Origin of the sequence: Stenotrophomonas sp. LMG 10879 (assembly GCF_002750935.1) — a bacterium.
Lineage (GTDB): Bacteria > Pseudomonadota > Gammaproteobacteria > Xanthomonadales > Xanthomonadaceae > Stenotrophomonas > Stenotrophomonas lactitubi_B.
The window spans coordinates 360214-382589 of record NZ_PEJT01000002.1 but is presented as its reverse complement, the minus strand read 5'-3'; the positions used below and the strand labels follow the sequence as shown (position 1 = coordinate 382589).

Below are 22376 nucleotides of genomic sequence, written 5' to 3'. Positions count from 1 at the left end.
GCAGGTCACGGAAGTGGCGGCGGACGTGGGCCATCATCAGCCACCGTTTCCGGCGGCAATGATTCACCGTAGAAGTGGCGCATCAGCGCTTCGTCGAGCGCACGTTCTTCCGGTGTCGCTGCACGACGCACGCGCGGACGACGACGCGTGTCGGCCGTGGCCACATCGGCAGTCACCTGCTGCCGTGCCCACCCGGCGAACGCTGCCAACGTCTGCGACAGCTGCACCTGCTGCTCCTGCGAAGTGACCAGCACCTGCAGCAGCGGTGCCAGACCGGCCTGCAGGTCTTCGGCCAATGGCGTGGCTGCGGGCTGCGGTGCGGCAGCGGTCGGCGCGCTGGCCGGCCGTGCATCCGCCAGGCGCTGCAGCGCTGCCAGCAGGGCCGGCCATGGCGCAGGCTCCGGCACCACGGCCACCTCTGCCGGCGGTGGCGGTGGCAGCTGCAACGCACTGGCGATGTCGGCCAGCTGCGCGACCACGCGGCCACCAACGTCACTGTCACCGGCGCCCATCGCCTTGTTGCGCAGGAAATCGCGCTTGATCTGCGCCCAACGTTGCGCGCGCTCGTCATCCAGCACGCCACGCAGCTCGGCCAGCTTCAGCAGATTCTCTTCGGCACCGGTGGTCAGCAGCTGCGCTTCGCCCAGATAGTGGTCGGAGATCAGCTGCTGCAGCTCGTCGTCATTCATCACCGGCGAAATCTTCTCCGCCAGCTTGTTCATGTTGCGGTAGCTGCCCTGCAGGCGGAACGGCGGCTCGGTGCGATAGCGGTCGTCCTGCGCGGCACTGGCGATGTACTGCTGGTTGACCCGGTAGACCACGTCGCGCACGCGCAGCATGCGCTGCAGGGTGGCGGTGATTTCGTTGACCTCGGCGCCACTGTAGGCATGGCTCAGGCCGTTGCTGGACACGTCCTTGCCCATCGCGCGATCGACCAGCAGGTACAGGTCGGCCATCTCACGCGTGGCCAGCGGCGCCAACACCGGGTTGGAGGTCAGGCTGTTCTCGATGTAGCTGAGGGTGAAGGCTGCTTCCATGCCGCCGAGCACGTCGCCGAGGTTGTAGATGTCGGCACGGTTGGCCAGCATGTCCGGGATATTGAACACTTCGCCGGACTCGGTGTACGGGTTGCCGGCCATGACCACGCAGAACTTCTTGCCACGCATGTCGTAGGTGCGCGTACGGCCGCGCCACACACCTTCGATGCGGCGCGTGCCATCGCACAGCGAGATGAACTTCTGCAGGAACTCCGGGTGGGTGTGCTGGATGTCATCGACATACAACATGGTGTTGTTGCCCATCTCCAGCGCCAGGTTGAGCTTCTCCAGCTCCTGCCGCGAGGTCGCGTCCGGTGCCTGCTGCGGATCCAGCGAACGCACCTCGTGGCCCAGCGCCGGACCATTGATCTTCATGAAGACCAGACCGAGGCGATGCGCCACGTACTCCATCAAGGTGGTTTTGCCGTAGCCCGGCGGCGAGATCATCATCAGCAGGCCCATCAGGTCGCTGCGCTTGTTCTCGCCAACGGTGCCCATCTGCTTGGCCAGGTTGTCGCCGATCACGCCCAGATACACGTCGTTGATCAGCTTGTTGCGCACGAAGGACGACAACGGCCGCGCCTTGAACTCCGACAGCCGCAGGGTTTCGCGCTCGCGGCCGATGATGCCCTGGCGCACCGCCTGATAGGCATGGAAGGCCGGCACGAAGGACTGCAGGTGGTGCTGCAGGCGTGCCAGGAAATCATCCAGTGACACGGTCAGGCTGCCATTGTGGATGCGCGCATGCTCGCCCAGCAGGCCGCTGACCTCCGCCTGCAGCGGTGCATCGCTGGCACGCGTGCGCAGCTGTCGCTGCACCAGCAGCAGTGCCGCCGCTTCTTCGACATAGCCGGCATGTGCCGACTGTGCCGGCAGCCCGGCGAGCGCCCGCAGCCATTGCCCGGCCAACGCCCAGCGCGTGGCCAGCGGATCCTGCGAGCGCTGCAGCGCACGTTCAAGCGCTTCACGCTGGCCCGCCTGCTCCAGTTGCTGCGACAACGCGTCCAACAGCGCCTGCGCGTGGCGGCTGCTGCTGAACACCGGCTCGCCGGCGACCAGCTCTTCGCCCAGATACGCCGCTGCGGCATCGGCGGCGGCGGCGTCGAACGGCAGTGCATGCGCAAGTGCATGCTCATGCAGCGCCTTCGCCATTTCCGCGCGCAGGGCCTGACGCCCCTCATCGGAACCGAACAGGCGTGCGATCGCCTCTGCACCGGCCTGCCGGCCAGGCCACTGCGCCACGGCTTCATCGCGTTGCCGCGCAGCCCAGAACAGCAGTGCCAGCGCACGCACATGCGGCGAATGCCGCAGCGGGCCGGCGGCCTGCTGCAACGGTAACAGCGCGCGCAGGATCAGGGCCGCATCATGGTCATGGATACCGCGCTCGTAACCCTCGCGGTAACGCGGCGCGGCAAACGCGCGGACCCGCTGGTCCAGCGCTTCGGGTTCGGCTGCATCATGCTGCAGCTGGGCCAGGTCCAGGCCATCGCGGCCCTGCTCCGCAGCCAGCAACAGGCACCCGGCCAGGTATTCGCCGCGGTAGAGCGCGTCCGATTCCGAATCCAGGGTCACCTGCCAGAACGGCTTCAGCGCATCCAGCTCGGGATCGTGCAGGGTCTCCAGGAAGTCGGTGCCGGTGAGATGGATGGCAAGGGTTTCGCCACGCGGCAGCAGGGTCAGGTCCAGCGCCTGGGTGTTCACGCTGAATCGATGGCGCGGGCCAAGGCGGACTACGTTGCCGCCGGCCTCGTACAGATCGCTGCGGTCACGCAGCTGGCGCACGGCCTGGTCGCGCACGCCCTTCAGGCGCGCCTCGACATCGTCCGCCTTGACGTTGTCGCGCAGCGCACGCAGGCGCTCGGCCAGTTCACGCAGCTTGAGGATCAGCGGATCACCGGCGAAGAACGCGTTGAGTTCGTCGGCCGTGCCGAACCGCTCGGTACGCTTGCCCAGGCCGTCGAGGATGCGGTTGGCGGCATCGAGCACCGAGCGCGCCTTGCGCTGGCGATCATCCAGCAGGGCCTGCTTGTGCGTGTCGAAGGCCTCGACCAGCTCTTCGCGTTTGCTCAGGATGTCGCCGAGGAACTGCTCGTGCTCGCCGAACTGGCTCTCCAGTTCTTCCAGCTGTACCAGCAGGCGCGACAGCTGTTCGTCGGCCCGCTCAGGGTCGCTGGCCATCGCCAGCGCGCTGGTGATCGACTGCGAGAACAGGGCGAACTGGGCGGCGAACTGGGCCACGGCTTCGGCCGAGCCCAGCGACCTGCGCCGCTGTTCGGCACGTGCGCGCGCCTGGTTCAGGCGCCCGTACAACAGCGAGATGGATTCGACCACGCGGGTACGTGCAGTCGCATCGTCCACCTTCAGCCCGGCCATCAGCTCGGACAGCATGTCCAGATCACCGGCCATGCCGCGCAGGCCGTCCAGTTGCTCATCCAGCTGGCGTGCACTGGCGGCCTGCTGTGCGGCGTCGTCCAGCGCCTGCATGCGAGCGGTCAAGGGCGCCAGTGCCGCATCGCCGGCGAGGAAGGTACCGGTGGCGGCGCCGACACGGTCGTGTGCCTGCACCAGTTCGGCGGCCATCGCCTCGATGCGCGCGGTATCGATGTAGCGCAGTTCGCGGATGGTCAGCAGTCGACCGCGCAACGCGGTGATCGCGTTGAGCGCTTCGACGAAGGCCTGCACCTCGTTCCAGTTTTCCGGCTGCAGCCGGCCCAGCAACGCCTTGTGCGTGCTCTCGGCCTCGGCCATCGCCTGCGCCGACTGCTGGCGGATCGACTGCACTTTCTCGTATTCGTCCAGCACCGATTCACCGGTGGCGCTGATCTGCCGCAGCAACGCTTCGGCACCATCGCAGGCCTCGTCGCCCAGCCAATGATGCGCATCGAAAAGCCGCCGGGTGTCGGCCACCAGGCGCTGGTAGCGCTGCACCGATACATCCTGGCCGTCGATCTCGCGCGCCAGGTTGAACAGGTTGGAGATGCCGCGCACCAGCTCGGCGTTGCCGATGCGCCCCATGAAGGTATTGCCGGGCGGACGGCTGGCGGCGAACTCATCGCTGCTGAAAGGCGTCTGCCAGACCTGCATCGGATGGATGCGGGTCGGCTCGCTGCCTTCGGCATGGAACAGCACCATGCGCCCGTCCTGCATGAAGGCATAGCCGTGGCCGAACACCGGGTTCTGCAGCACGCGCTGGATGGTGTTGTAGACGAACAGCGCCGAGCGCCCGCCTTCGCGCTCGTAGAAGATGTACAGCACGTCCTCGCCGTTGGGCGAACGGATGCTGCGCTTGAACTGCATGCCATCCATCGAGGCGTCGAACGCCTTGTGCTCGCCCCCCTGCAGGTAATAGCCGCCGGGGAAGATGATGCCGTGGTCCTCGGGCAGCTGCACACAGGCCTGGACGATGGCATCGTTGCGCACGATGTCGCCGGTGAGCGTGTTGTAGATCAGTCCGCGCCATTCGGTTTCGCGGTAGGGCAGCACTTTCAGCAGCACCAGCGAGCCGACCCGGGCAAACTCGAACTGGGCGTCGTCGAGCGACTGCGTGCTGTCCTCCACCGGTTCGCTGTAGATGCCCTGCCCGGTTTCGGTGTTGTTCTCCACCTTGATGGTCAGGTCGCCACCGGTGGTTTCCACGAACAGGGTGTCGAGGATGTTCAGATGCGAGTGGCGGCCGTTGACGGCAAGGTCGCGCGTGGCGCGGGTCCATTCGAAATCGAAGGGCGGCGGCAAGGCGATGTCACGCTCGCCACGTGCATCGAGATAGGTCAGTTCACCTTCGCGTGACAGCGCCCAGCGGAACACGCGCACGTCGCTGCTGCGCTCGCCGATCTGGAACGAGGCCAGCAGCTTGTCGCCCACCACGATGAGCTGCAGCAGGCGTGCATGCTTGTAGTACGCGTACAGTTCTTTGAAGTCGTGCACGAAGCCGGGCTGGTCGAGGAAACTGCCCTTCAGCTCCAGCGCGGCGACGTCGTAGCCCTCCGTGCCCTGTACCAGCCGGTACAGGCCGAACACATCTTCGATGCGGGTCTGGGTCTTGAGCCCGATGAACACGTTGTAGCCGAACAGCAGGCGGTCGGGGCCGACCTGCACGATGTCGCGGCCTACGCAGTTGTTCTCGCTGCGGATGCGGAAGCGGCCGACCACCTCCAGGCGGCTGTCGCCGAACTCGGCCAGGCGCTGGCGGTTCAGTTGCTCGGCAACGGCCTGCAGGCGCTGGCCCTGTTCGCCGAGACGGCGTCGCAGGACTTCATAGGCGCCGCCCTGGGCAACGGCCTGGTCGACGGTATCGCCGGCAGCCTCTGGTGCGGCGGACTCGGTGGACGGTTTGGTTTCGGACATCAGCAGGTTTCCGGCTCACGGACGGCCGGCCGTCGATGCGGCCGGCACGGGTGGGCGATGGCGGTGGCCATCGCCGGGTGGATCAGCGCGCGCTGTCGACCACAACGGTCGCCGCGACGGGCACGGTCTCCGCGTCCTCGGCGATCTGCCGCGGTGCATTGTCGGCAACGTTGACGCCCAGGTAGCGCTGCATCAGGTCCTGCACGATCGGGCTCTTGCCGGCGAAGCCTTCGATCGACTTGCCCAGCGACACCGCCTTGATCAGGTTCTCGAACATGCCGCCGTCGCCACCGATCAGGTCGATGTCGGCATTGCGCAGTGCGCTGGCGATCACGCCGGCGTTCTCGCGCGAGACTTCCTTGCCGGCTTCGATCGACGCCAGCGCCTGCTTGAGGCTGTTGTCGAGCATCATGCGGAACTCTTCGTGGCCACGTGCCTGGTCGCTCAGCGAGGCGATCGCTTCGAACTTGCGGACCAGGCCCTCGGCCTCGGCCAGCAGCTTCTTCTGCACCACGCCGGCTTCGGCGTTGCCCAGCGATTCGGTGGCGGTGGCGCGGGCCAGGCCCATCTTCTCTTCGCCCTGTGCCTGTGCCTGCAGCGTCTCGGCCAGCACGCGCGCCTCGTTGCTGCCCTGCTTCAGGTTCGCTTCGGCCTTGGCTTCGATCACGCGCGCTTCGGCGATGCCGACCTTTTCGATGGCCAGCGCCGACGCTTCGCGCACCTGCGCTTCGGCCAGGCCGGGTGCGGCCTGCTCGGCGCGGAACGCATCAGCCAGCAGGCGCTTGGCTTCGGCCTGCTTGCCGGCCGCTTCGTGCTCGGCCTGCGCCAGGGTGGTCAGCTCTACCGCGCGGTGCTTGGAAGCGGTCTCGCGGGCCTGTGCTTCCTTCACTTCGCGCACCAGCGATTCCTGCGCCTTGGCTTCCGCTGCCAGGATCAGCACCTGCTTCTGGCGGTCGGCCTCGGAGACTTCGCGCACTTCCTTGATGCGCTCTTCTTCCTGCGCCACGGTCTTGTCGATGGAGATGCGTTCGCGGGTGATGTTGGCCACGTCCATCTTGCCCTGCTCAACCACCTTGTCGCGCTCCACGCCCTGCAGCTGTACTTCGCGATCGGTGGTGACCTGCTCCAGCTGGCGTGCACGTTCGACGCGCTCGGCTTCGATGGCGACGGCGCGCTGGCGGTTCTGCTCGGCCACTTCCACTTCGCGCATGCGGTTCTGCTCGCGGATGTCGATCACCTGCTGCGCTTCGATGCGGGCGTTCTCGGACAGCTGGCGCTGTTCTTCCTGGACCTTGGCGGTCTCGGCTTCCTCGCGCGCACGGATGGTCTCGATCTCGCGCTTCTGCCGCGCCTCGGCCTCGGCCTGCTGGCGTTCAAGCGCCAGCAACGCTTCGCGGGCTTCGACGTTCTTCTTGGTGATGGCCAGCTTCTCGTTCTGCTCCAGCTCGTTGGTCACCACGTTCTGCGCAGCGGTCAGCTCGGTGATCTTGCGGATGCCCTGCGCATCGAGGATGTTGAACTGGTCCAGCAGCGACTTCGGCGTCTGCTCCAGGTAGTCGATGGCCACGTCTTCCAGCACATAGCCATTGAGGTCGTTGCCGATCACCGCAATGATCTCGTCGCGGAATTCCTGGCGCTTCTCGAACAGCTCGGTGAAATCGAACTTCTTGCCGACCGTCTTCAGTGCTTCGGAGAACTTGGCGTTGAACAGCTCATCGACCGCGTGCTTGTCCGAGGCGCGGTCGGCGCCGATGGCCTTGGCCACGCGCAGCACGTCGGCCTGGGTCTCGTTGACGCGCAGGTAGAACGCCACGGCGATGTCGGCGCGCATGTTGTCGCGGCAGATCAGGCCTTCCTTGCCGCGACGGTCGATCTGCAGGGTGATCAGGCTAATGCGCATCAGCTCGGCGCGGTACAGCACGGGAATGATCAGCGCGCCGGTGAAATGCACCTTCGGGGTGGAACTCATGTCGTTGACGATCAGGGCCACGCCCTGGTCGACCTTGCGGTAGAACGCCTTGAACAGGCCCGCTACGCCGAGCAGGAGGGCGAGGACGCCGCCCACGATGATCAGGAAGGGGAGCACGGATGCCAACGTCATTGATGATTCTCCTTGTTGCCCGGAAGCAGGTTGTCCTGGAAGTCGAGGGCGACCGCGTCGGCGCGGACCACCCGGTAATGGTGTTGTGCTGCCACATGCTCGACCAGCACGATGCGCTCGCCGCGCTGCAGTTCGATGTCGCTGCGGATCTGCAGGACCAGGCCGGCGCCGCCGTCATCGACGGTGGCATGGCCACTGCGTGCGTCGACCTTCGGCGAGGCGACCACACCGACCCGGCCCAGCAGCGAAGCCTGCGGCACCGGGCGCAGGCGCAGCAGGAAGCGGCGGATGGGACGCAGCAGCAGCGCGGTGACCGGCACCGCCGGCAGTGGCGCGAGCACCGCCACCACGGTACCCAATGACCAGCGCAGCAGGTCGGGCAACGGCAGCAGCAGGTACAGGTGGATGAAGTAGGTCAGGGTCCAGGCGAACAGGCTCAGCAGCGTCACCACCACCATGAGCGGCACGCCGCCCAGGCCCCAGCGCGCCAGCAGCGCGGACAGGCCACTGAGATGGGCATCGCCTTCAAGGGCGCCATCGGCACCGGCCTCGCCGAAACCGTCATCGACCAGGCCGAAGGCGGCAATTCCCCAATACAGAACCGCCACCGCCAGCGCGACGCTGTACGGGAGGGTCGGATAACCGAGTACGACGGTGAGGAATTCCTGCATCGTTTGCCTTCCTGGGCGGGGGCGCCAGGCGCCCGTTCGGAGCTCGCCAACAGCGGCTCCGTCGATCCTCGTGCCGGCCCTCGTGGCCAGCGCGCTTGGGATCATCCTATGTGAAGAAGGTGTGCAGGCTCAAATGTGAAGACCGGACACCGTGGACGTGACCATGTCTCAATCCAGCACGGCGCAGTCGGAGCGCCGGACTTCTTCCACGAACGTACGCATCTTGTAGCCGTCCTTGATGCCCGGCTCCAGTTCAATGCCACTGGAGACATCCACGCCCCACGGCAGGGTCGCCAGCACGGCGTCATGCACGTTCTCCGGCGTCAGGCCTCCGGCCAGCAGGAACGGCCGGTGCAGGCCGGTGGGGATACGCGACCAGTCGAAGGCCACGCCGGTACCGCCGCCGCCGCCCGGCGCATGGCTGTCGAACAGGAACCCGGCAGCGCTGGGGTAGCGCAGCTGCAGGGTGCGCGCATTGATCTCCTCGCGCCCGCCCATGGCGATCGCCTTCAGGTAAGGCATGTTGAAGCTGCGGCAGAAGCTCTCGTCTTCCTCGCCATGGAACTGCAGCAGGGTCGGCCGCACGGTGCGCAGCACCTCGCGCACTTCTTCCCTGCTGTTGTTGCGGAACAGCGCCACCACGTCGACCATCGGCGCGATCGCCTGGCGCATCGCGCGCGCTTCGGCCGGTGCGACCCGGCGGCTGCTCTCGCGGGCGAAGATGAAGCCCACCGCGTCCACGCCCAGCTCGCCGGCCAGGCGCACGTCGCCGGCGCGGGTCATGCCACAGAACTTGATGCGGGTACGGTAGTAGGAGCGGCTCATAGCGTTACCTCGGCGGGCAGATGCCAGTTGTCGGGGTACAGCGGCCCCAGGAACACCAGTCCCTGCGCAGGAGCGGTGGGACCGGCTACGGTTCGGTCGCGCCCGGCCAGCAGTTCGGCGATCCACTCCACCGGTTTCTCCCCACTGCCAACCAGAATCAACGAGCCGACAATATTGCGGACCATGTGATGAAGGAATGCATTGCCGCGCACCGCCACCTCGATGACGTCGTCGTGGCGGCTGACCTGCAGCGACTGCAGCTCACGCCGCGCATGCAGGGCCTGGCACTGCACCGAGCGGAAGGCGCTGAAGTCGTTCTCGCCCAGCAGGGCCTGCCCGGCCAGGTGCATGCGCTCGGCATCAAGCGGGCGCCGCTCCCAGCTGAGGGTCTGCCGGCCCAGCGCCGGGCGCACTTCGCGGTTGAGCAGGCGGTAGCGATAGCGTCGTGCCCGCGCGGAGAAACGGGCATGGAAGTCATCGGCCACCGGCACGCACCAGCGCACCGCGATCGAGCGCGGCAGGCGGGTGGTGGTGCCGAGCATCCAGGCGCGCGGATCACGCACCACGTCGGTCTCGAAGTGCACGACCTGGCACTGGCCATGCACGCCGGCATCGGTGCGGCCGGCGCAGACCACCTGCAAGGGGGTATCGGCCACCGATGACAGGGCCTGTTCCAGGCTGGCCTGGACGCTGGGTCCGCCCTCGCCCAGGTTCTGCCATCCCCTGAAATCGCTGCCGTCGTACTCGACGCCGAGCGCGTAACGCATGTGCTACCTCGATGTTGCGGATGGGGCGGCGATCAGGCCGGGTTGCGCTCGGACCAGACCGCCAGTTCGTTGCCACCGGGCTCGATGAACTGGAAACGGCTGCCACCGGGGAAAGAAAACACGGTCCGCACGATCTGCCCGCCGGCCGCGCGCACGGCCGCTTCCATCGGCGCCAGCTGATCGGCATACAGCACCAGCAGTGGCGCGCCTTCGCTGGCACGCTGCGGTTGGCCGCGGAAGAAGCCTCCCTGCAGGCGGCCATCGTCGAACGCGGTGTAGTCGCTGCCATAATCGACGAACGACCAGCCGAACACGGCCTCGAAGAACGCGCGGCTCGCAGCCGGGTCGCTCGAGGCGAATTCAACGTAATCCAGGCGGCGTTCGCGGGTCATGGCAGACGGGCGAGCAGTTCACGGGCCTGCGCCTGGCAATGCAGATCGCCACCTTCGGCGACCTCCTGCAGCAGGGTGCGCGCAGTCTGCGCGTCGCCCAGATCCAGATAGGCGATGGCCAGTTCCAACCGCTCCTGGCCGACCCGCGGCGTCCAGTCATGGCCACTGCCTGCCGCAGACCCGACGGCGTCCTCGGCGGCCGCGTGGTCGTCGTGCAGGTCGATCGGTGCAGCCGCCCCATGCTCATGCGGTTCGGCAGGCAGATCGAACACACCGCGGAACTGCGGCTCCTGTTCGGCCTGCAGCGCGTAGTCGGGCACGGCCACCTCGGCCGGTTCAGGCGGCGCGACCGGGGCAGCGGCATCGTCCCAGCGCGGCAGATCGTTCACCGCTGCAGGCAGTTCAGCCCGTTCGTCGTCATCAAGCTCACCCGCCCGCCACTCGGCCGGCGCGGCATCCGCACGGACTTCCGCATCCGGCGCGTCATGGTCGGCAGGGCTGGCCCAGGCCGGCATCGCCGGTTCCTGACGCCCGCCTTCGGCTGCGAAGCCCGCCCCGGCGTCGCGCTCGGCCAGGGTATCCAGCGCGGCACCTGCCGGCAGCGCTGCGGCCAGGCCGGCGGCATCGTGTTCTTCGCGCAGCGGCGGCAGCGGCGAGGGCTTGCGACGACGCAGCACCCAGGCGCCCAGGGCAACCAGCACCAGCAGCGGCAGGCCCAGCCAGTACCACGGCGTGCCGGCACCCGGCGCACCCGGCGCCTGCGCCAAGCGCTGCTGCGCGGCGGCCAGGTCATTGTCCTTCATCGCGATCAGTGACTGCTGCTGCTCCTTGAGCTTCTCCAGCTCCGCCACGCGCTGCTTCAGATCGCCGATCTCGGCATCGCGGGTGGCGATGTCCTCCTTGGCCTGGCGCAGTTGTTCGTTGCCCAGCATGTCACCCTCGCTGCCGGCAGTGGTGCCGGTGGTTGTGCCCGCGTGCGCGGCGTCGGACGCCAGCGCCGGAGCGATTTCAAGTCGTGCCCCTGTGGCCGCAGCCGGGGAAGAAGCCGCGCCGTCGGCCTTGGCCACCGGCATCGGGGCGCCGGCCGGCTGTGGCACGGTGCGGGCCTGCCGCCACTGCGCGGCATGTTCGCGAACCAGCGCGGCTGCCTCGGCCGCATCCACCGCAGCCAGTGCGGTATCGCCCGGCATGCGCAGCACCGCGCCCTGCTTGAGCAGGTTGACGTTGCCTCGGATGAAGGCTTCGGGATTGGCACGCAACAGCGCGATCATCGCCCGGTCGCGACTGATCTGATTGCCACGGGCCAGCGAACCGGCAATCTGCGAAAGGGTCTGTCCGCGCTGCACGGTCACGCTGCCGTCTGCGGCCGATGCCGTTGCTGCTGGCGCTGGCGCAGATGCCGCAGCGCGCGGACGCGGTGCAGCCGGTACGGCTGCCGGCGTGGCTGGTGCCGGCTCGGCTGCAGTTGCAGCGGCGGCAGGCGCATCGCGGACGATGGTGTCCGACAGCACGCCGGCCGGCGCGACGATCTCCGGTTCGGCCACGGCCAGTGCACTGGCCGGTGCATCAACCAGCGCCGAGTACTCACGCACCAGCCGACCCTGGCCCCAGTCGGCCTCGACCAGGAAGCTCAACGACGGTGTTTCCACGGGCGTCTGCGAGGTGACCCGCACCACCGCCCTGCCCTGTGCATTGCGGGTCAATTCGAACTGCAGTTCGCTGACCAGGCCTGCCGGACGCTGCAGGCCAACGCGCTCGAAGGTGACCGGCGAGGCAAGCGCGACGCGCAGGTTCTCAAGTTCGGATGGATCGGCGGAGATCACCGGGATCTCGGCCAGCAACGGCTGTCCTGGCTTGGACAGGACCCGGATGTCGCCCAGGCCCAGGGCCATGGCCGAACTGCTGACCAGGGCCAGCAGCGCGGCGGAGAGACAGGTGAGCGGACGCCGTGCGCCCTTGGCTCGTTTATTCATGGGCGACACTATAAAGCGTGCGGACCAAGGTCCGCACCCATGTAGAGCCGAGCCCATGCTCGGCTGCTTGGGGAGAGCCGAGCATGGGCTCGGCTCTACAGAAAAGGCCGGGCGTTGCCCGGCCTCTCCATCAACGCGTCTCGGCGGCGACCAGCTCGGCCAGCTGCACCGCGTTGAGGGCAGCACCCTTGCGCACGTTGTCCGACACGATCCACAGGTTCAGGCCACGCGGATGCGACAGGTCCTCGCGGATGCGGCCGACATACACCGCGTCCGTGCCCGAGGCATGGGTGACCGGCGTCGGGTAACCACCGGCTTCGTGACGATCCACCACTTCGATGCCCGGCGACTGTTCCAGCAGCGCGCGCGCTTCGGCCACGGTCACCTTGTCACGGGTTTCGATCGCCACCGATTCGGAGTGGCCGTAGAAAACCGGCACACGCACCGCGGTCGGGTTCACCAGGATGCTGTCGTCGCCCAGGATCTTGCGGGTCTCCCAGACCAGCTTCATCTCTTCCTTGGTGAAGCCGTTGTCCAGGAAGTCGTCGATGTGCGGGATCAGGTTGAAGGCGATCTGCACCGGGAAACGCTGCGGATCGATTTCCTGGAAGCTCAACAGCTGGCCGGTCTGCTTGCCCAGTTCTTCCAGCGCCGAACGGCCACCGCCGGACACCGACTGGTAGGTGGACACGTTGATGCGCTCGATGCCGTACTTGCGGTGCAGCGGTGCCAGCGCGACCAGCATCTGCATGGTCGAGCAGTTCGGGTTGGCGATGATGCCGCGCGGACGGTTGCCGATCTGGTCCGGGTTGACCTCCGACACCACCAGCGGCACGTCATCGTCGTAACGGAAGGCCGAGGAGTTGTCGATCACCACCGCGCCAGCGGCGGCGAACTTCGGGGCGTACTCCTTGGACACGCTGCCGCCGGCCGAGAACAGGGCGATATCCACGCCACTCGGGTCGAAGGTGGCCAGGTCCTGGATCTTGACCTTGCCGCCGTTGAACTCGACTTCGCCGCCGGCCGAGCGCTCGGAAGCGAGCAGGCTCAGGGTGCCGACCGGGAAATCGCGCTCGGCCAGGATGGCCAGCATGGTCTCGCCGACCGCACCGGTGGCGCCGACGATGGCGACGTGGAAGCTGCGTTGTGCATTGCTCATGGGGGAACTCTCACGAAAACGGGAATGGGGGAAAACTCACGCACGACAGCTGGGTTCGGGGAGCCTCCTCGGATGGATGCGCGGAGGTTCCCTATCGTTTCCCGCTTTTTTCATCCATGGAGGCGCGCGCGGCAAGGGCCGCGTCGGCATTGATCGCGCTCGGCATGTGCGACGGGCTGCCGTCCAGGCCAAGGCCGGCCAGCAGATTGTCCACGGCCATCTGCACCATCGCCGTACGCGTGGCCAGCGAGGCGCTGCCGATGTGCGGGGTCAGCACGATGTTGCGCAGGGCCAGCAGCTCCGGCCGCACGTTCGGCTCGCCTTCGTACACATCCAGGCCAGCAGCCGCCAGGCGACCGTTGGCCAGTGCATCGGCCAGCGCCAGTTCGTCGACGATGCCGCCGCGGGCGATGTTCACCAGCGTGGCGGACGGCTTCATCTTCGCCAGCGCGGCGGCGTCGATGATGTGATGCGACGACGGGGAGTACGGCAGCACGGTCAACAGATGGTCGGACTGCGCCAGCAGCGTATCCAGGTCCACGTAGGTGGCGCCGAGCGCGGCTTCGACGTCGGCCGGCAGCCGCGAACGGTTGTGGTACAGCACCTTCATGCCGAAGCCGTGCGCACCGCGACGGGCGATACCCTGGCCGATGCGGCCCATGCCGAGGATGCCCAGCGTGCTGCCATGGATGTCGGCACCGAGCATGGTCTGGAACGACCACTGCCCCCACTGCCCCTCGCGCAGCCAGCGCTCGGATTCGGTGATCCGGCGCGCGGTGGCCATCAGCAGGGCAAAGCCGAGATCAGCGGTGGTTTCGGTGAGGACGTCCGGGGTGTTGCTGGCGAGGATGCCGGCGGCGCTCAGCGCGTCGACATCCAGGTTGTTGTAGCCGACCCCGACATTCGCGATCACCTGCAGCTGCGCGGCATCGGCGACCTGGGCCGCACCGATGCGCTCGTTGAGGGTGATGATCGCCCCGTCAACGTCAGCCAGCTGCGCGGCGATCTGCTGCGGCGACCAGGCGGTGACGGCATCGGTGGTGCGCAGCTGCACGCGATCGCGCAGCGGCGCGATGGCCGCGTCGATCAGCGGCTGGCTCACCCACACCGTCGGCCGCGCATCAGCCATCAAGCTGGCCGGGAATGCGCGGGGTGATGGTGCCGACATCGCCGCACTGCGCGCGGTGGCGCAGCGCCTGGTCCATCAGCACCAGTGCCATCATCGCCTCGGCGATGGGGGTGGCGCGGATGCCGACGCAGGGATCGTGGCGGCCGGTGGTGACCACCTCCACCACATTGCCGGCCGTATCCAGCGACTCACCCGGCAGGCGCAGGCTGGAGGTCGGCTTGAGCACCATCGAGGCGACCACCGGCTGGCCGGTGGAGATGCCACCGAGAATGCCACCGGCGTGGTTGCTGGCAAAACCCTGCGGGGTCAGCAGGTCTCGGTGTTCGGTGCCCTTCTGCATGGCGCTGGCAAAACCGTCGCCGATCTCCACGCCCTTCACCGCGTTGATGCTCATCAGTGCGGCTGCGAGCTCGCCATCAAGCTTGCCGTAGATCGGCTCGCCCCAGCCCGGCGGCACGTTGTCGGCGACCACGTCCACGCAGGCGCCGACCGAATCACCGGACTTGCGCAGCGCATCCATGTACGCCTCCAGCTCGGGCACCTGTGCAGCATGCGGCCAGAAGAACGGGTTGTCCTCGACCACCGACCAGTCGAAACCGGCCGGGGTGATCCCGCCCAGCTGCGACAGGTAGCCGCGCACGGTGATGCCGAAACGTTCGGCCAGCCACTTCTTGGCAACCACGCCAGCGGCCACGCGCATGGTGGTCTCGCGCGCCGAAGAACGGCCGCCGCCACGCGGGTCGCGGATGCCGTACTTGTGCCAGTAGCTGTAGTCGGCATGTCCCGGACGGAACTGTTGGCCGATGTTGCTGTAGTCCTTGCTGCGCTGGTCGGTGTTGCGGATCAGCAGCGCGATCGGGGTGCCGGTGGTCAGGCCCTCGTACACCCCGGACAGGATCTCGATTTCGTCGGCCTCGCGCCGCGCCGAGGTGTGCCGGCTCTTGCCGGTGGCGCGACGCTGCAGGTCGTGGCTGAATTCGGCCGCGTCCAGCGCCAGCCCCGGCGGGCAGCCATCGATCACGCAGCCGATGGCCGGCCCGTGCGATTCGCCGAACGTGGTGACGGTGAACAGCTTGCCGAACGAATTGGAGCTCACGGGCGCTGTGCCGCCAGTTCGGTGATGCGTGCGCTGTGGGCGATCAGCTCGCGGCACTCGACCGCGAAGATGCCCATCTGGCCGACCTTGAACTCGACCCAGGCGAAATCGACTTCCGGCAGCAGCTTGATCAGGTGCTGTTCGGATTCGCCCACTTCACAGATCAGCAGGCCGTCCTCGCTCAGGTGCAGCGGCGCGTCGCGCAGGATCTTCAGCACCAGGTCGAGGCCATCGTCGCCGGCACGCAGGCCCATCTCCGGCTCGTAGGAGTACTCCTGCGGCAGGGCATCGGTCTCGTCGTTGGTGACGTACGGCGGGTTGGTGACGATCAGGTCGTAATGGCGGCCGGTCAGGCCGTTGAACAGGTCCGACTTCAGCAGGGTCACGTTGTGCGCCTGCAGACGTTCCTTGTTCTCTTCGGCCAGCGACAGCGCATCATCGCTGAGGTCCACGCCGTCCACTTCCCAGTTCGGGTAGTAGTGGCCCATGGCGATGGCGATGCAGCCCGAACCGGTGCACAGGTCCAACGCGCGGCTGACGTCGCGGCCAGCCAGCCACGGCTCGAAGCCGCACTCGATCAGCTCAGCGATCGGCGAGCGCGGCACCAGGGCACGCGTATCGCTCTTGAAGCTGAGGCCGGCGAACCAGGCTTCACCGGTCAGGTAGGCGGCCGGGATGCGCTCGTCGATACGGCGCTGGAACAGCTCCAGCACCGCCAGCTTCTCTTCCCGCAGCAGGCGCGCCTGGCCGTAGGCCGGGCCGAGGTCGTGCGGCAGGTGCAGGCCGTGCAGCACCAGCTGGGTGGCCTCGTCCAGGGCATTGTCGTAGCTGTGCCCGAAGGTCAGGCCCGCAGCGTTGAAACGGCTGGTGCCGTAGCGGATCAGATCGATGATCGTGTGGAGTTCGGCGGCCGTTTCAGCGGTCATGGCGGTACTGCGGGCAAAGTGGCCCCCGATTATAGGGGTTGCCGCCTGCGCCGGCATCCGTTGCGGCAGAAACGATCCAGTCGCAGCCGGTATGATGGTGGCCACTTCCTGCGGCGGAATCCCATGTTCAATCGCAACGTCGGCATCATCCTGCTGATCGCTCTGGCAGCGGGCCTTGGCCTGCTCGCCGCCCAGCAGGTGTTCGCGCCGAAGCCTCCGGCCGGGCAGCCGGCCACCGAAGCGATCACCCTGTACCCGCAGCCGCGCGCCTTGCCCGACTACAACCTGGCCCAGTCCGACGGTACGCGCCTGATCCCCGGCGAGCTGAAGGGCCACTGGACCCTGGTGTTCCTCGGCTTCACCTTCTGCCCGGACGTGTGCCCGACCACCCTGGCCGAGCTGGCCGGTGCGCAGAACCAGTGGGAAGCCCTGCCCGACAGCCTGCGCCCGCGCGTGCTGTTCGTCTCGGTCGACCCGGAGCGCGACACCGCCACGCGCCTGGGCGAGTACGCCCATGGCTTCCACAAGGACACCCTGGCGGCGACCGCTGACATCCCCTCGCTGGAGCGCTTTGCCACCTCGCTGGGCTTCGTGTTCCAGAAGGTGCCGGGCAAGCACTTCGACGAGAATCCCGAGGATTACACCCTCGAGCACTCCGCCAGCCTGGCCGTGCTCGACCCGCAGGGCCGGCTTGCCGGCCTGGTGCGGCCCCCGTTCAACGCGCCGGCGATCGCCCGCGACCTGCAGAAGCTGACCGAGAAATCCGCCCCATGAGTCTGACCACCGCCCTGACGTACGTCCTGCCCCACCGCCTGCTGTCCTCGATGGCGCGTTCGCTGGCGTACTCGGACAACCCGCGCGTATCGCGCTGGCTGATCGACACGGTCACCCGCAAGTTCAACGTCAACCTGGATGAAGCGGCCAACCCGGACCCGCGCAGCTACCCGACCTTCAACCAGTTCTTCACCCGCGCGCTGAAACCCGGCGCGCGCGTGGCCGATGCCGATCCGCGCAGCCTGGTGATGCCGGCCGATGGCCGCATCAGCCAGCTCGGAAAGATCGACGCCGGGCGCATCTTCCAGGCCAAGGGCCAGTCCTTCACCGCCGCCGAACTGCTGGGCAGTGCCGAGGACGCCAAGCCGTTCAACGATGGGCTGTATGCCACGGTGTACCTGTCGCCGCGCGACTACCACCGCGTGCACATGCCGTGGACCGGCACCCTGCGCGAAACCGTGCACGTGCCCGGCCGCTTGTTCAGCGTCGGCCCGGCCGCAGTCAACAACGTGCCGGGGCTGTTCGCGCGCAACGAACGCCTGGTCTGCCACTTCGACACCAGCTTCGGGCCGATGGTCAGCGTGATGGTCGGTGCGCTGCTGGTGTCGGGCGTGGAAACGGTGTGGAGCGGCGAAGAAATTCCGCATTACGGCGACCGCATCACCCGCAAGGACTATCGTGGCCGCGGCATCACCCTGCAGCGCTTCGAAGAGATGGCGCGCTTCAATTACGGCTCGACCGTGATCGTGCTGCTGCCGCCGGGCGTGGCCGAATTCGCCCCGCATCTGGATGCCGAGCATCCGGTGCAGCTGGGCCAGGCACTGGCGAAGCTGCGCTGAGGTTCATGTAGAGCCGAGCCGAGCCGAGCCGTGCTGGGCTCACGCTTGGCCAGTAGATCCACGCCATGCGTGGATGGCTTCAACGGAGTGCCGGCCAGCGGCCGGCACTACCGGATGCGGCGTTACTGCAGGGTCGGCGCCGGGCCGACGTCCATGCCATCGTAGTCTTCCACGCCCATCTGCGTGGCCAGCGCGCTCAGTTCCTGGTTGCGCTTGTCCAGCGAGGTTTCGTCGTGGACTTCCACGCGCTCCACGTGCAGCACGTGGAAGGCAGCGTCACCGTCTTCCGGCTCCTGCTCGAACAGTTCCACCAGCACATAGCCCTGCGCCTGCAGGTGGGTGCCCAGTGCCTGCAGCGGCTCGGCAGTGGAGTGCACGAAGAAGTACCCCCACAGCAGCGGGGCGTCCAGGTCCCAGTCGGTGTTCTCGCGGAGGTTGGTGAACAGGTTGCGGGTGTCTTCGAGGTCCATGCGATATCCAGAGTGCGGAGAGATTATTTGTCGCAGCCCTGCAGCTTCAGCACCTGGCCGTGGCGCAGGCTGTAGCCGGGGGCCTTGAGGCCATTGGCGCGGGCCAGCACCGGCACATCGCACTGGAACTTCGCGGCGATCCGGCCCAGGGTCTCACCCTTGCCGACCTTGTAACTGCGGGCCGGCTTGGCCCGCGGTGCCGGCGCCGGGCGCGGCGCAGCCACCGGCGCTGCGGGCGTGGTCGGCACGCTGCTGGCGGCATTGGGATCGACCACCGGCACCACCCCGCCCACGGCCACGCTGCCGGTGTAGCTGGCGGCGCTGGGGCGCATGATCGCGGCATTGAGGTCGGCGGTGATCAGGGTGCGGGCCAGATCCGCACGCGGGCCGCTGACGCAGTTGCGCGCGTACAGGCCGGCAATGCGGTTGGTGGCGTTGATGAGGGTGCCGGCCGGAATCCAGCCATCGGCTTCATAGCGCGGGTTGAGGTTGCGCAGTGCGCGCATGTAGCCATCGCGGGTGCCATGGCTGCCCAGGCAGATGGTCAGCTCGTAGATCGTGGTCGAGCGGGCCAGGCGGATGGTGGCCGGCTGTGCGTTGATCTTCGGGAACTCCACGCCGTACTGCTGCGGGTGCAGGAAGATCCAGGACGCGGCGATCACCATCGGCACGTAGTCCTTGGTCTCGCCGGGGAACTGGTTGTAGACGCTGTCCACCCAGAAGCTCTGGCCCGGGTACTGCTTGTAGACGCGCGCCGCGCGGCCCTCGCCGCCGTTGTAGCCGGCCAACGACAGTTCGACGTTGTTGTTGAGCTCGCGCATGCGCTCGTTGAGGTAGGTCGCGCTGGCTTCGGCGGCGCTGCGCGCGTCGAAGCGGGTATCGAAACCGGTGCCGTCCGGGCCCAGGCCGAAGCGGCGACCGGTGGCCGGCATGAACTGCATCAGGCCCGCGGCGCCGGCGCGTGAGGACGCATGCACGCGGCCGTTGGATTCCTTGGCCATGATGCCAAACAGCAGCGCCTCGGGCAGGCCGCGCTTCTCCCATTCCGGCCACATCACCGCGCGCAGGTTCTGGTAGTTCTCGTAGGTGGTCATCAGCGCCGGGCGCATGTCGGTCAGCCAGCGGCGGATGCCAGCCTGCACGGCCGGGTTGTACTCGACCATGTTGTCGAAGGCATGGCGCTTGTCGTTGAGCAGCGCCGCCGCGCGGGCCGCCTCGGGCACGTCGGCAGCCAGCGGGCCGACATGATCCGGGTCGGCTTCCAGGCGGTCGCCGGCTTCATCGGCCACGTCATCATCGGCGGCGGCATCGGCGTCATGCTTGAGCAGCCGCTTGTAGGTCGCCAGCATGTTGCTCATCTGGCAGCCCTTCTGCTTCACGCACTCGCTGATGACATCTTCCATGTCCTCCAGCGCGGCATCGGCCTCGTTGCGCCCCTTCGGATCGGCGTTGGCCACCAGCAGCACGGCATCGCTGTAGCGCTTCTCGGCAGTCGTCATGCGCTGCTGCAGTGCATCCACCTTCACCTTGTCCCGGGCCGAAACCCGCTGTGCGTGGGCCTCCGGCGCCAGGGAAACCAGGCCAGCCAGGGCCAGCAGCGGCCAGGTGCGGGAAATCAGGACAGGAACGGGCATTGGTGGCACTGTGTATGAAACAGGCAGGCAGAGTAGCGGCGCGGCCAAGGTCGGGGCAAGCCGACCGTCGGCCCGTCACTGTCGGCGGTTAACATTGGCACATTCATCACAAGGGCTGGACCATGGATCCGATTCTGCTCGGCAAAGGCATCACCGACGATGTGGCTGTCACCCTGCTGCCGAAACTCGGCAACCGCCATGGGCTGGTGGCCGGCGCTACCGGCACCGGCAAGACCGTGACCCTGATGACCCTGGCCGAGGGCTTTTCACGGATCGGGGTGCCGGTGTTCCTGGCCGATGTGAAGGGCGATGTCTCCGGCCTGGCCGTGCCGGGTACCGGCGCCGAGAACCTGCTCAAGCGCGCGGCCGAGATCGGCGTGGGCGACTATGCCCCGGCGGCCAGCCCCACCGTGTTCTGGGATCTGTACGGCAAGCTCGGCCACCCGGTGCGCACAACCGTGAGCGAGATGGGCCCGACCCTGCTGGCACGCATCCTGGAATTGAACGACACCCAGGCCGGCGTGCTCGACATCGTGTTCAAGCTGGCCGATGACCGCGGCCTGCTGCTGCTGGACATGGACGACCTGCGCGCCCTGCTCGGCCTGGTGGCCGAGGAGCGCAAGGACATCTCCACCGAGTACGGCCTGGTCAGCGCGCAATCGGTTGCCGCCATCCAGCGCGCCCTGCTGCGCCTGGCGCAGGACGGCGGCGAGCATTTCTTCGGCGAACCGGCGCTGGAACTGGCCGACATCATGCGGGTCAACCATGATGGCCGCGGTGTCATCGGCATCCTGGCCGCCGACCAGCTGGTGCTCAAGCCCAAGCTGTACTCCACCTTCCTGCTGTGGCTGTTGTCGGAGCTGTTCGAGCAGCTGCCGGAAGTGGGCGACCTCGACAAGCCGAAGCTGGTCTTCATCTTCGACGAAGCGCACCTGCTGTTCGACGATGCACCGCCCGCACTGGTCCAGCGCATCGAACAGGTGGTGCGGCTGATCCGTTCCAAGGGCGTGGGCGTGTACTTCTGCTCGCAGTTCCCCGACGACGTGCCGGCCAACATCCTCGGCCAGCTCGGCAACCGCGTGCAGCACGCGTTGCGCGCTTTCACCCCGCGCGACCAGAAGGCGGTGAAGACCGCCGCCGAGACCTTCGTGCCGAACCCCAAGCTGGATGTGGTGAAGGTGCTCAGCCAGCTCGGCACTGGCGAAGCGCTGGTGTCCACCCTGCAGGACAAGGGCGTGCCGATGCCGGTGCAGCAGACGATGATCGCCCCGCCGCGCTGCCGCATGGGACCGGTCACCGACACCGAACGTACGCAGGTGCGTGCAGGCAGCCCGGTCGGCACGCGCTACGACACCGCCATCAACCGCGAATCGGCCGCCGAACTGCTGGCGCAGCGCGCGCAGAAGGCCGTCGAGAAAACCGATGCGCCGGCTGCGCGCAGCCGTGAACAGGACGAGGCGCAGGAAGGTGGCTTCGGGCAGTCGATCAAGGACGCTATTTTCGGCACCAAGCGCCGCCAGGGCATGATCGAGACGATGGCCAAGCAGACCACGCGTACGGTCGGTACCAAGCTGGGCAACCAGATCGTGCGCGGCATCCTGGGTGGCATCTTCGGCGGCAAGCGCTGAGAACCCCGCCAGTACCTCCGCGGCGCGCCGGCAAGGGCGCGCCGTCGTTGTTTCATTCCGTACGAGAAGCCGTATTACATGTCGCGTTGGCGTCCCCCTGCAGAAAAGAGCACCGCGCTGATCACCGCCGCCGGCCATGCACGCTTGAAGGCCGAGCTGGATGACCTGTGGCGTGTGCGCCGACCCGAAGTGGTGAAAGCGCTGGCCGCCGCAGCGGCAGAGGGTGATCGCTCGGAAAATGCCGAATACACCTACCGCAAGAAGCAGCTGGGCGAGATTGATCGACGCGTGCGCTACCTGACCAAGCGTCTGGAATCACTGCGCGTGGTCGACACCACGCCGACCGATCCGCAAGCGGTGTTCTTCGGTGCCTGGGTGGAACTGGAGAACGTGGACAGCGGCCAGACCAGCCGCTACCGCATCGTCGGGCCGGATGAGACCGACGCAGGACTGGGCTGGATCAGCATCGATTCACCGTTGGCGCGGGCCTTGTTGAAGAAGCGCCTGGATGATGAGTTTTCGGTGGAACTGCCCAGTGGCCATCACACCTTTGCGGTGATCGATGTCGAGTACGAGACTGCGGCCAAGGGCTGAGCCTCCAGCGGGCAGTG

17 protein-coding genes are annotated in these 22376 nt (G+C 67.3%); 4 read left to right on the top strand and 13 right to left on the bottom strand.

The window, feature by feature from the left end:
* Positions 1–5: 5 nt before the first annotated feature.
* The 11 genes from CR919_RS04480 to prmB form a co-directional block, all read right to left on the bottom strand.
* The gene (locus CR919_RS04480) at positions 6–5381 is read right to left on the bottom strand and encodes a DNA repair ATPase (protein ID WP_099819041.1); all 5376 of its coding nucleotides are present in this window, start codon (positions 5379–5381) and stop codon (positions 6–8) included.
* An 82-nt stretch (positions 5382–5463) separates the two neighbouring features.
* On the bottom strand, positions 5464–7482 hold the full coding sequence (locus CR919_RS04475) for a hypothetical protein (protein ID WP_099819040.1): 2019 nt from the start codon (positions 7480–7482) through the stop codon (positions 5464–5466).
* Positions 7479–8153: a DUF1449 family protein gene (locus CR919_RS04470; protein ID WP_089236317.1), complete on the bottom strand. Its 675-nt coding sequence runs from the start codon at positions 8151–8153 to the stop codon at positions 7479–7481. The genes CR919_RS04475 and CR919_RS04470 overlap by 4 nt, the downstream gene beginning before the upstream one ends.
* Before the next feature lie 168 nt (positions 8154–8321).
* A complete protein-coding gene (locus CR919_RS04465) occupies positions 8322–8978 on the bottom strand; it encodes a phosphoribosylanthranilate isomerase (protein ID WP_025876155.1) in 657 nt (218 codons plus the stop codon).
* On the bottom strand, positions 8975–9745 hold the full coding sequence (truA, locus tag CR919_RS04460; RefSeq protein ID WP_099819039.1) for a tRNA pseudouridine(38-40) synthase TruA: 771 nt from the start codon (positions 9743–9745) through the stop codon (positions 8975–8977). Before truA ends, CR919_RS04465 begins: the two co-directional genes overlap by 4 nt.
* Positions 9746–9777: 32 nt before the next feature.
* The gene (locus CR919_RS04455) at positions 9778–10137 is read right to left on the bottom strand and encodes a VOC family protein (protein ID WP_099819038.1); all 360 of its coding nucleotides are present in this window, start codon (positions 10135–10137) and stop codon (positions 9778–9780) included.
* Positions 10134–12110: a FimV/HubP family polar landmark protein gene (locus CR919_RS04450; protein WP_099819037.1), complete on the bottom strand. Its 1977-nt coding sequence runs from the start codon at positions 12108–12110 to the stop codon at positions 10134–10136. Before CR919_RS04450 ends, CR919_RS04455 begins: the two co-directional genes overlap by 4 nt.
* A 130-nt stretch (positions 12111–12240) precedes the next feature.
* A complete protein-coding gene (locus CR919_RS04445) occupies positions 12241–13269 on the bottom strand; it encodes an aspartate-semialdehyde dehydrogenase (RefSeq protein WP_099819036.1) in 1029 nt (342 codons plus the stop codon).
* Positions 13270–13360: 91 nt separating this feature from the next.
* Positions 13361–14398, bottom strand: coding sequence for a D-glycerate dehydrogenase (locus tag CR919_RS04440; protein ID WP_099819035.1), 1038 nt, complete (start codon positions 14396–14398; stop codon positions 13361–13363).
* Positions 14391–15494, bottom strand: a complete 1104-nt coding sequence (aroC, locus tag CR919_RS04435; RefSeq protein ID WP_099819034.1) for a chorismate synthase — start codon at positions 15492–15494, stop codon at positions 14391–14393. The genes CR919_RS04440 and aroC overlap by 8 nt, the downstream gene beginning before the upstream one ends.
* Positions 15491–16420 (bottom strand): 50S ribosomal protein L3 N(5)-glutamine methyltransferase, encoded by a 930-nt coding sequence (prmB, locus tag CR919_RS04430; protein WP_099819033.1) that lies wholly within the window; start codon positions 16418–16420, stop codon positions 15491–15493. Before prmB ends, aroC begins: the two co-directional genes overlap by 4 nt.
* Before the next feature lie 123 nt (positions 16421–16543).
* On the opposite strand from prmB, the gene CR919_RS04425 reads away from it, so the two are divergent.
* Positions 16544–17194: an SCO family protein gene (locus CR919_RS04425; RefSeq protein ID WP_099819032.1), complete on the top strand. Its 651-nt coding sequence runs from the start codon at positions 16544–16546 to the stop codon at positions 17192–17194.
* The gene (gene asd, locus CR919_RS04420; protein WP_099819031.1) at positions 17191–18033 is read left to right on the top strand and encodes an archaetidylserine decarboxylase; all 843 of its coding nucleotides are present in this window, start codon (positions 17191–17193) and stop codon (positions 18031–18033) included. The genes CR919_RS04425 and asd overlap by 4 nt, the downstream gene beginning before the upstream one ends.
* Before the next feature lie 122 nt (positions 18034–18155).
* Here asd and CR919_RS04415 read toward each other — a convergent pair whose 3' ends face one another.
* Both CR919_RS04415 and CR919_RS04410 read right to left on the bottom strand, forming a co-directional pair.
* Entirely contained in the window at positions 18156–18503 is a 348-nt protein-coding gene (locus CR919_RS04415) for a ribonuclease E inhibitor RraB (RefSeq protein ID WP_099819030.1), read from the bottom strand.
* Between the two features lie 23 nt (positions 18504–18526).
* Complete coding sequence (locus CR919_RS04410; RefSeq protein ID WP_099819029.1) at positions 18527–20137, bottom strand: transglycosylase SLT domain-containing protein; 1611 nt, start codon at positions 20135–20137, stop codon at positions 18527–18529.
* Between the two features lie 122 nt (positions 20138–20259).
* Here CR919_RS04410 and CR919_RS04405 point away from each other — a divergent pair, with 122 nt between their 5' ends.
* Both CR919_RS04405 and greB read left to right on the top strand, forming a co-directional pair.
* Positions 20260–21765 (top strand): helicase HerA-like domain-containing protein, encoded by a 1506-nt coding sequence (locus CR919_RS04405; RefSeq protein WP_099819028.1) that lies wholly within the window; start codon positions 20260–20262, stop codon positions 21763–21765.
* Positions 21766–21843: 78 nt separating this feature from the next.
* Positions 21844–22359: a transcription elongation factor GreB gene (gene greB / locus CR919_RS04400; RefSeq protein WP_099819027.1), complete on the top strand. Its 516-nt coding sequence runs from the start codon at positions 21844–21846 to the stop codon at positions 22357–22359.
* Positions 22360–22376: the final 17 nt, after the last annotated feature.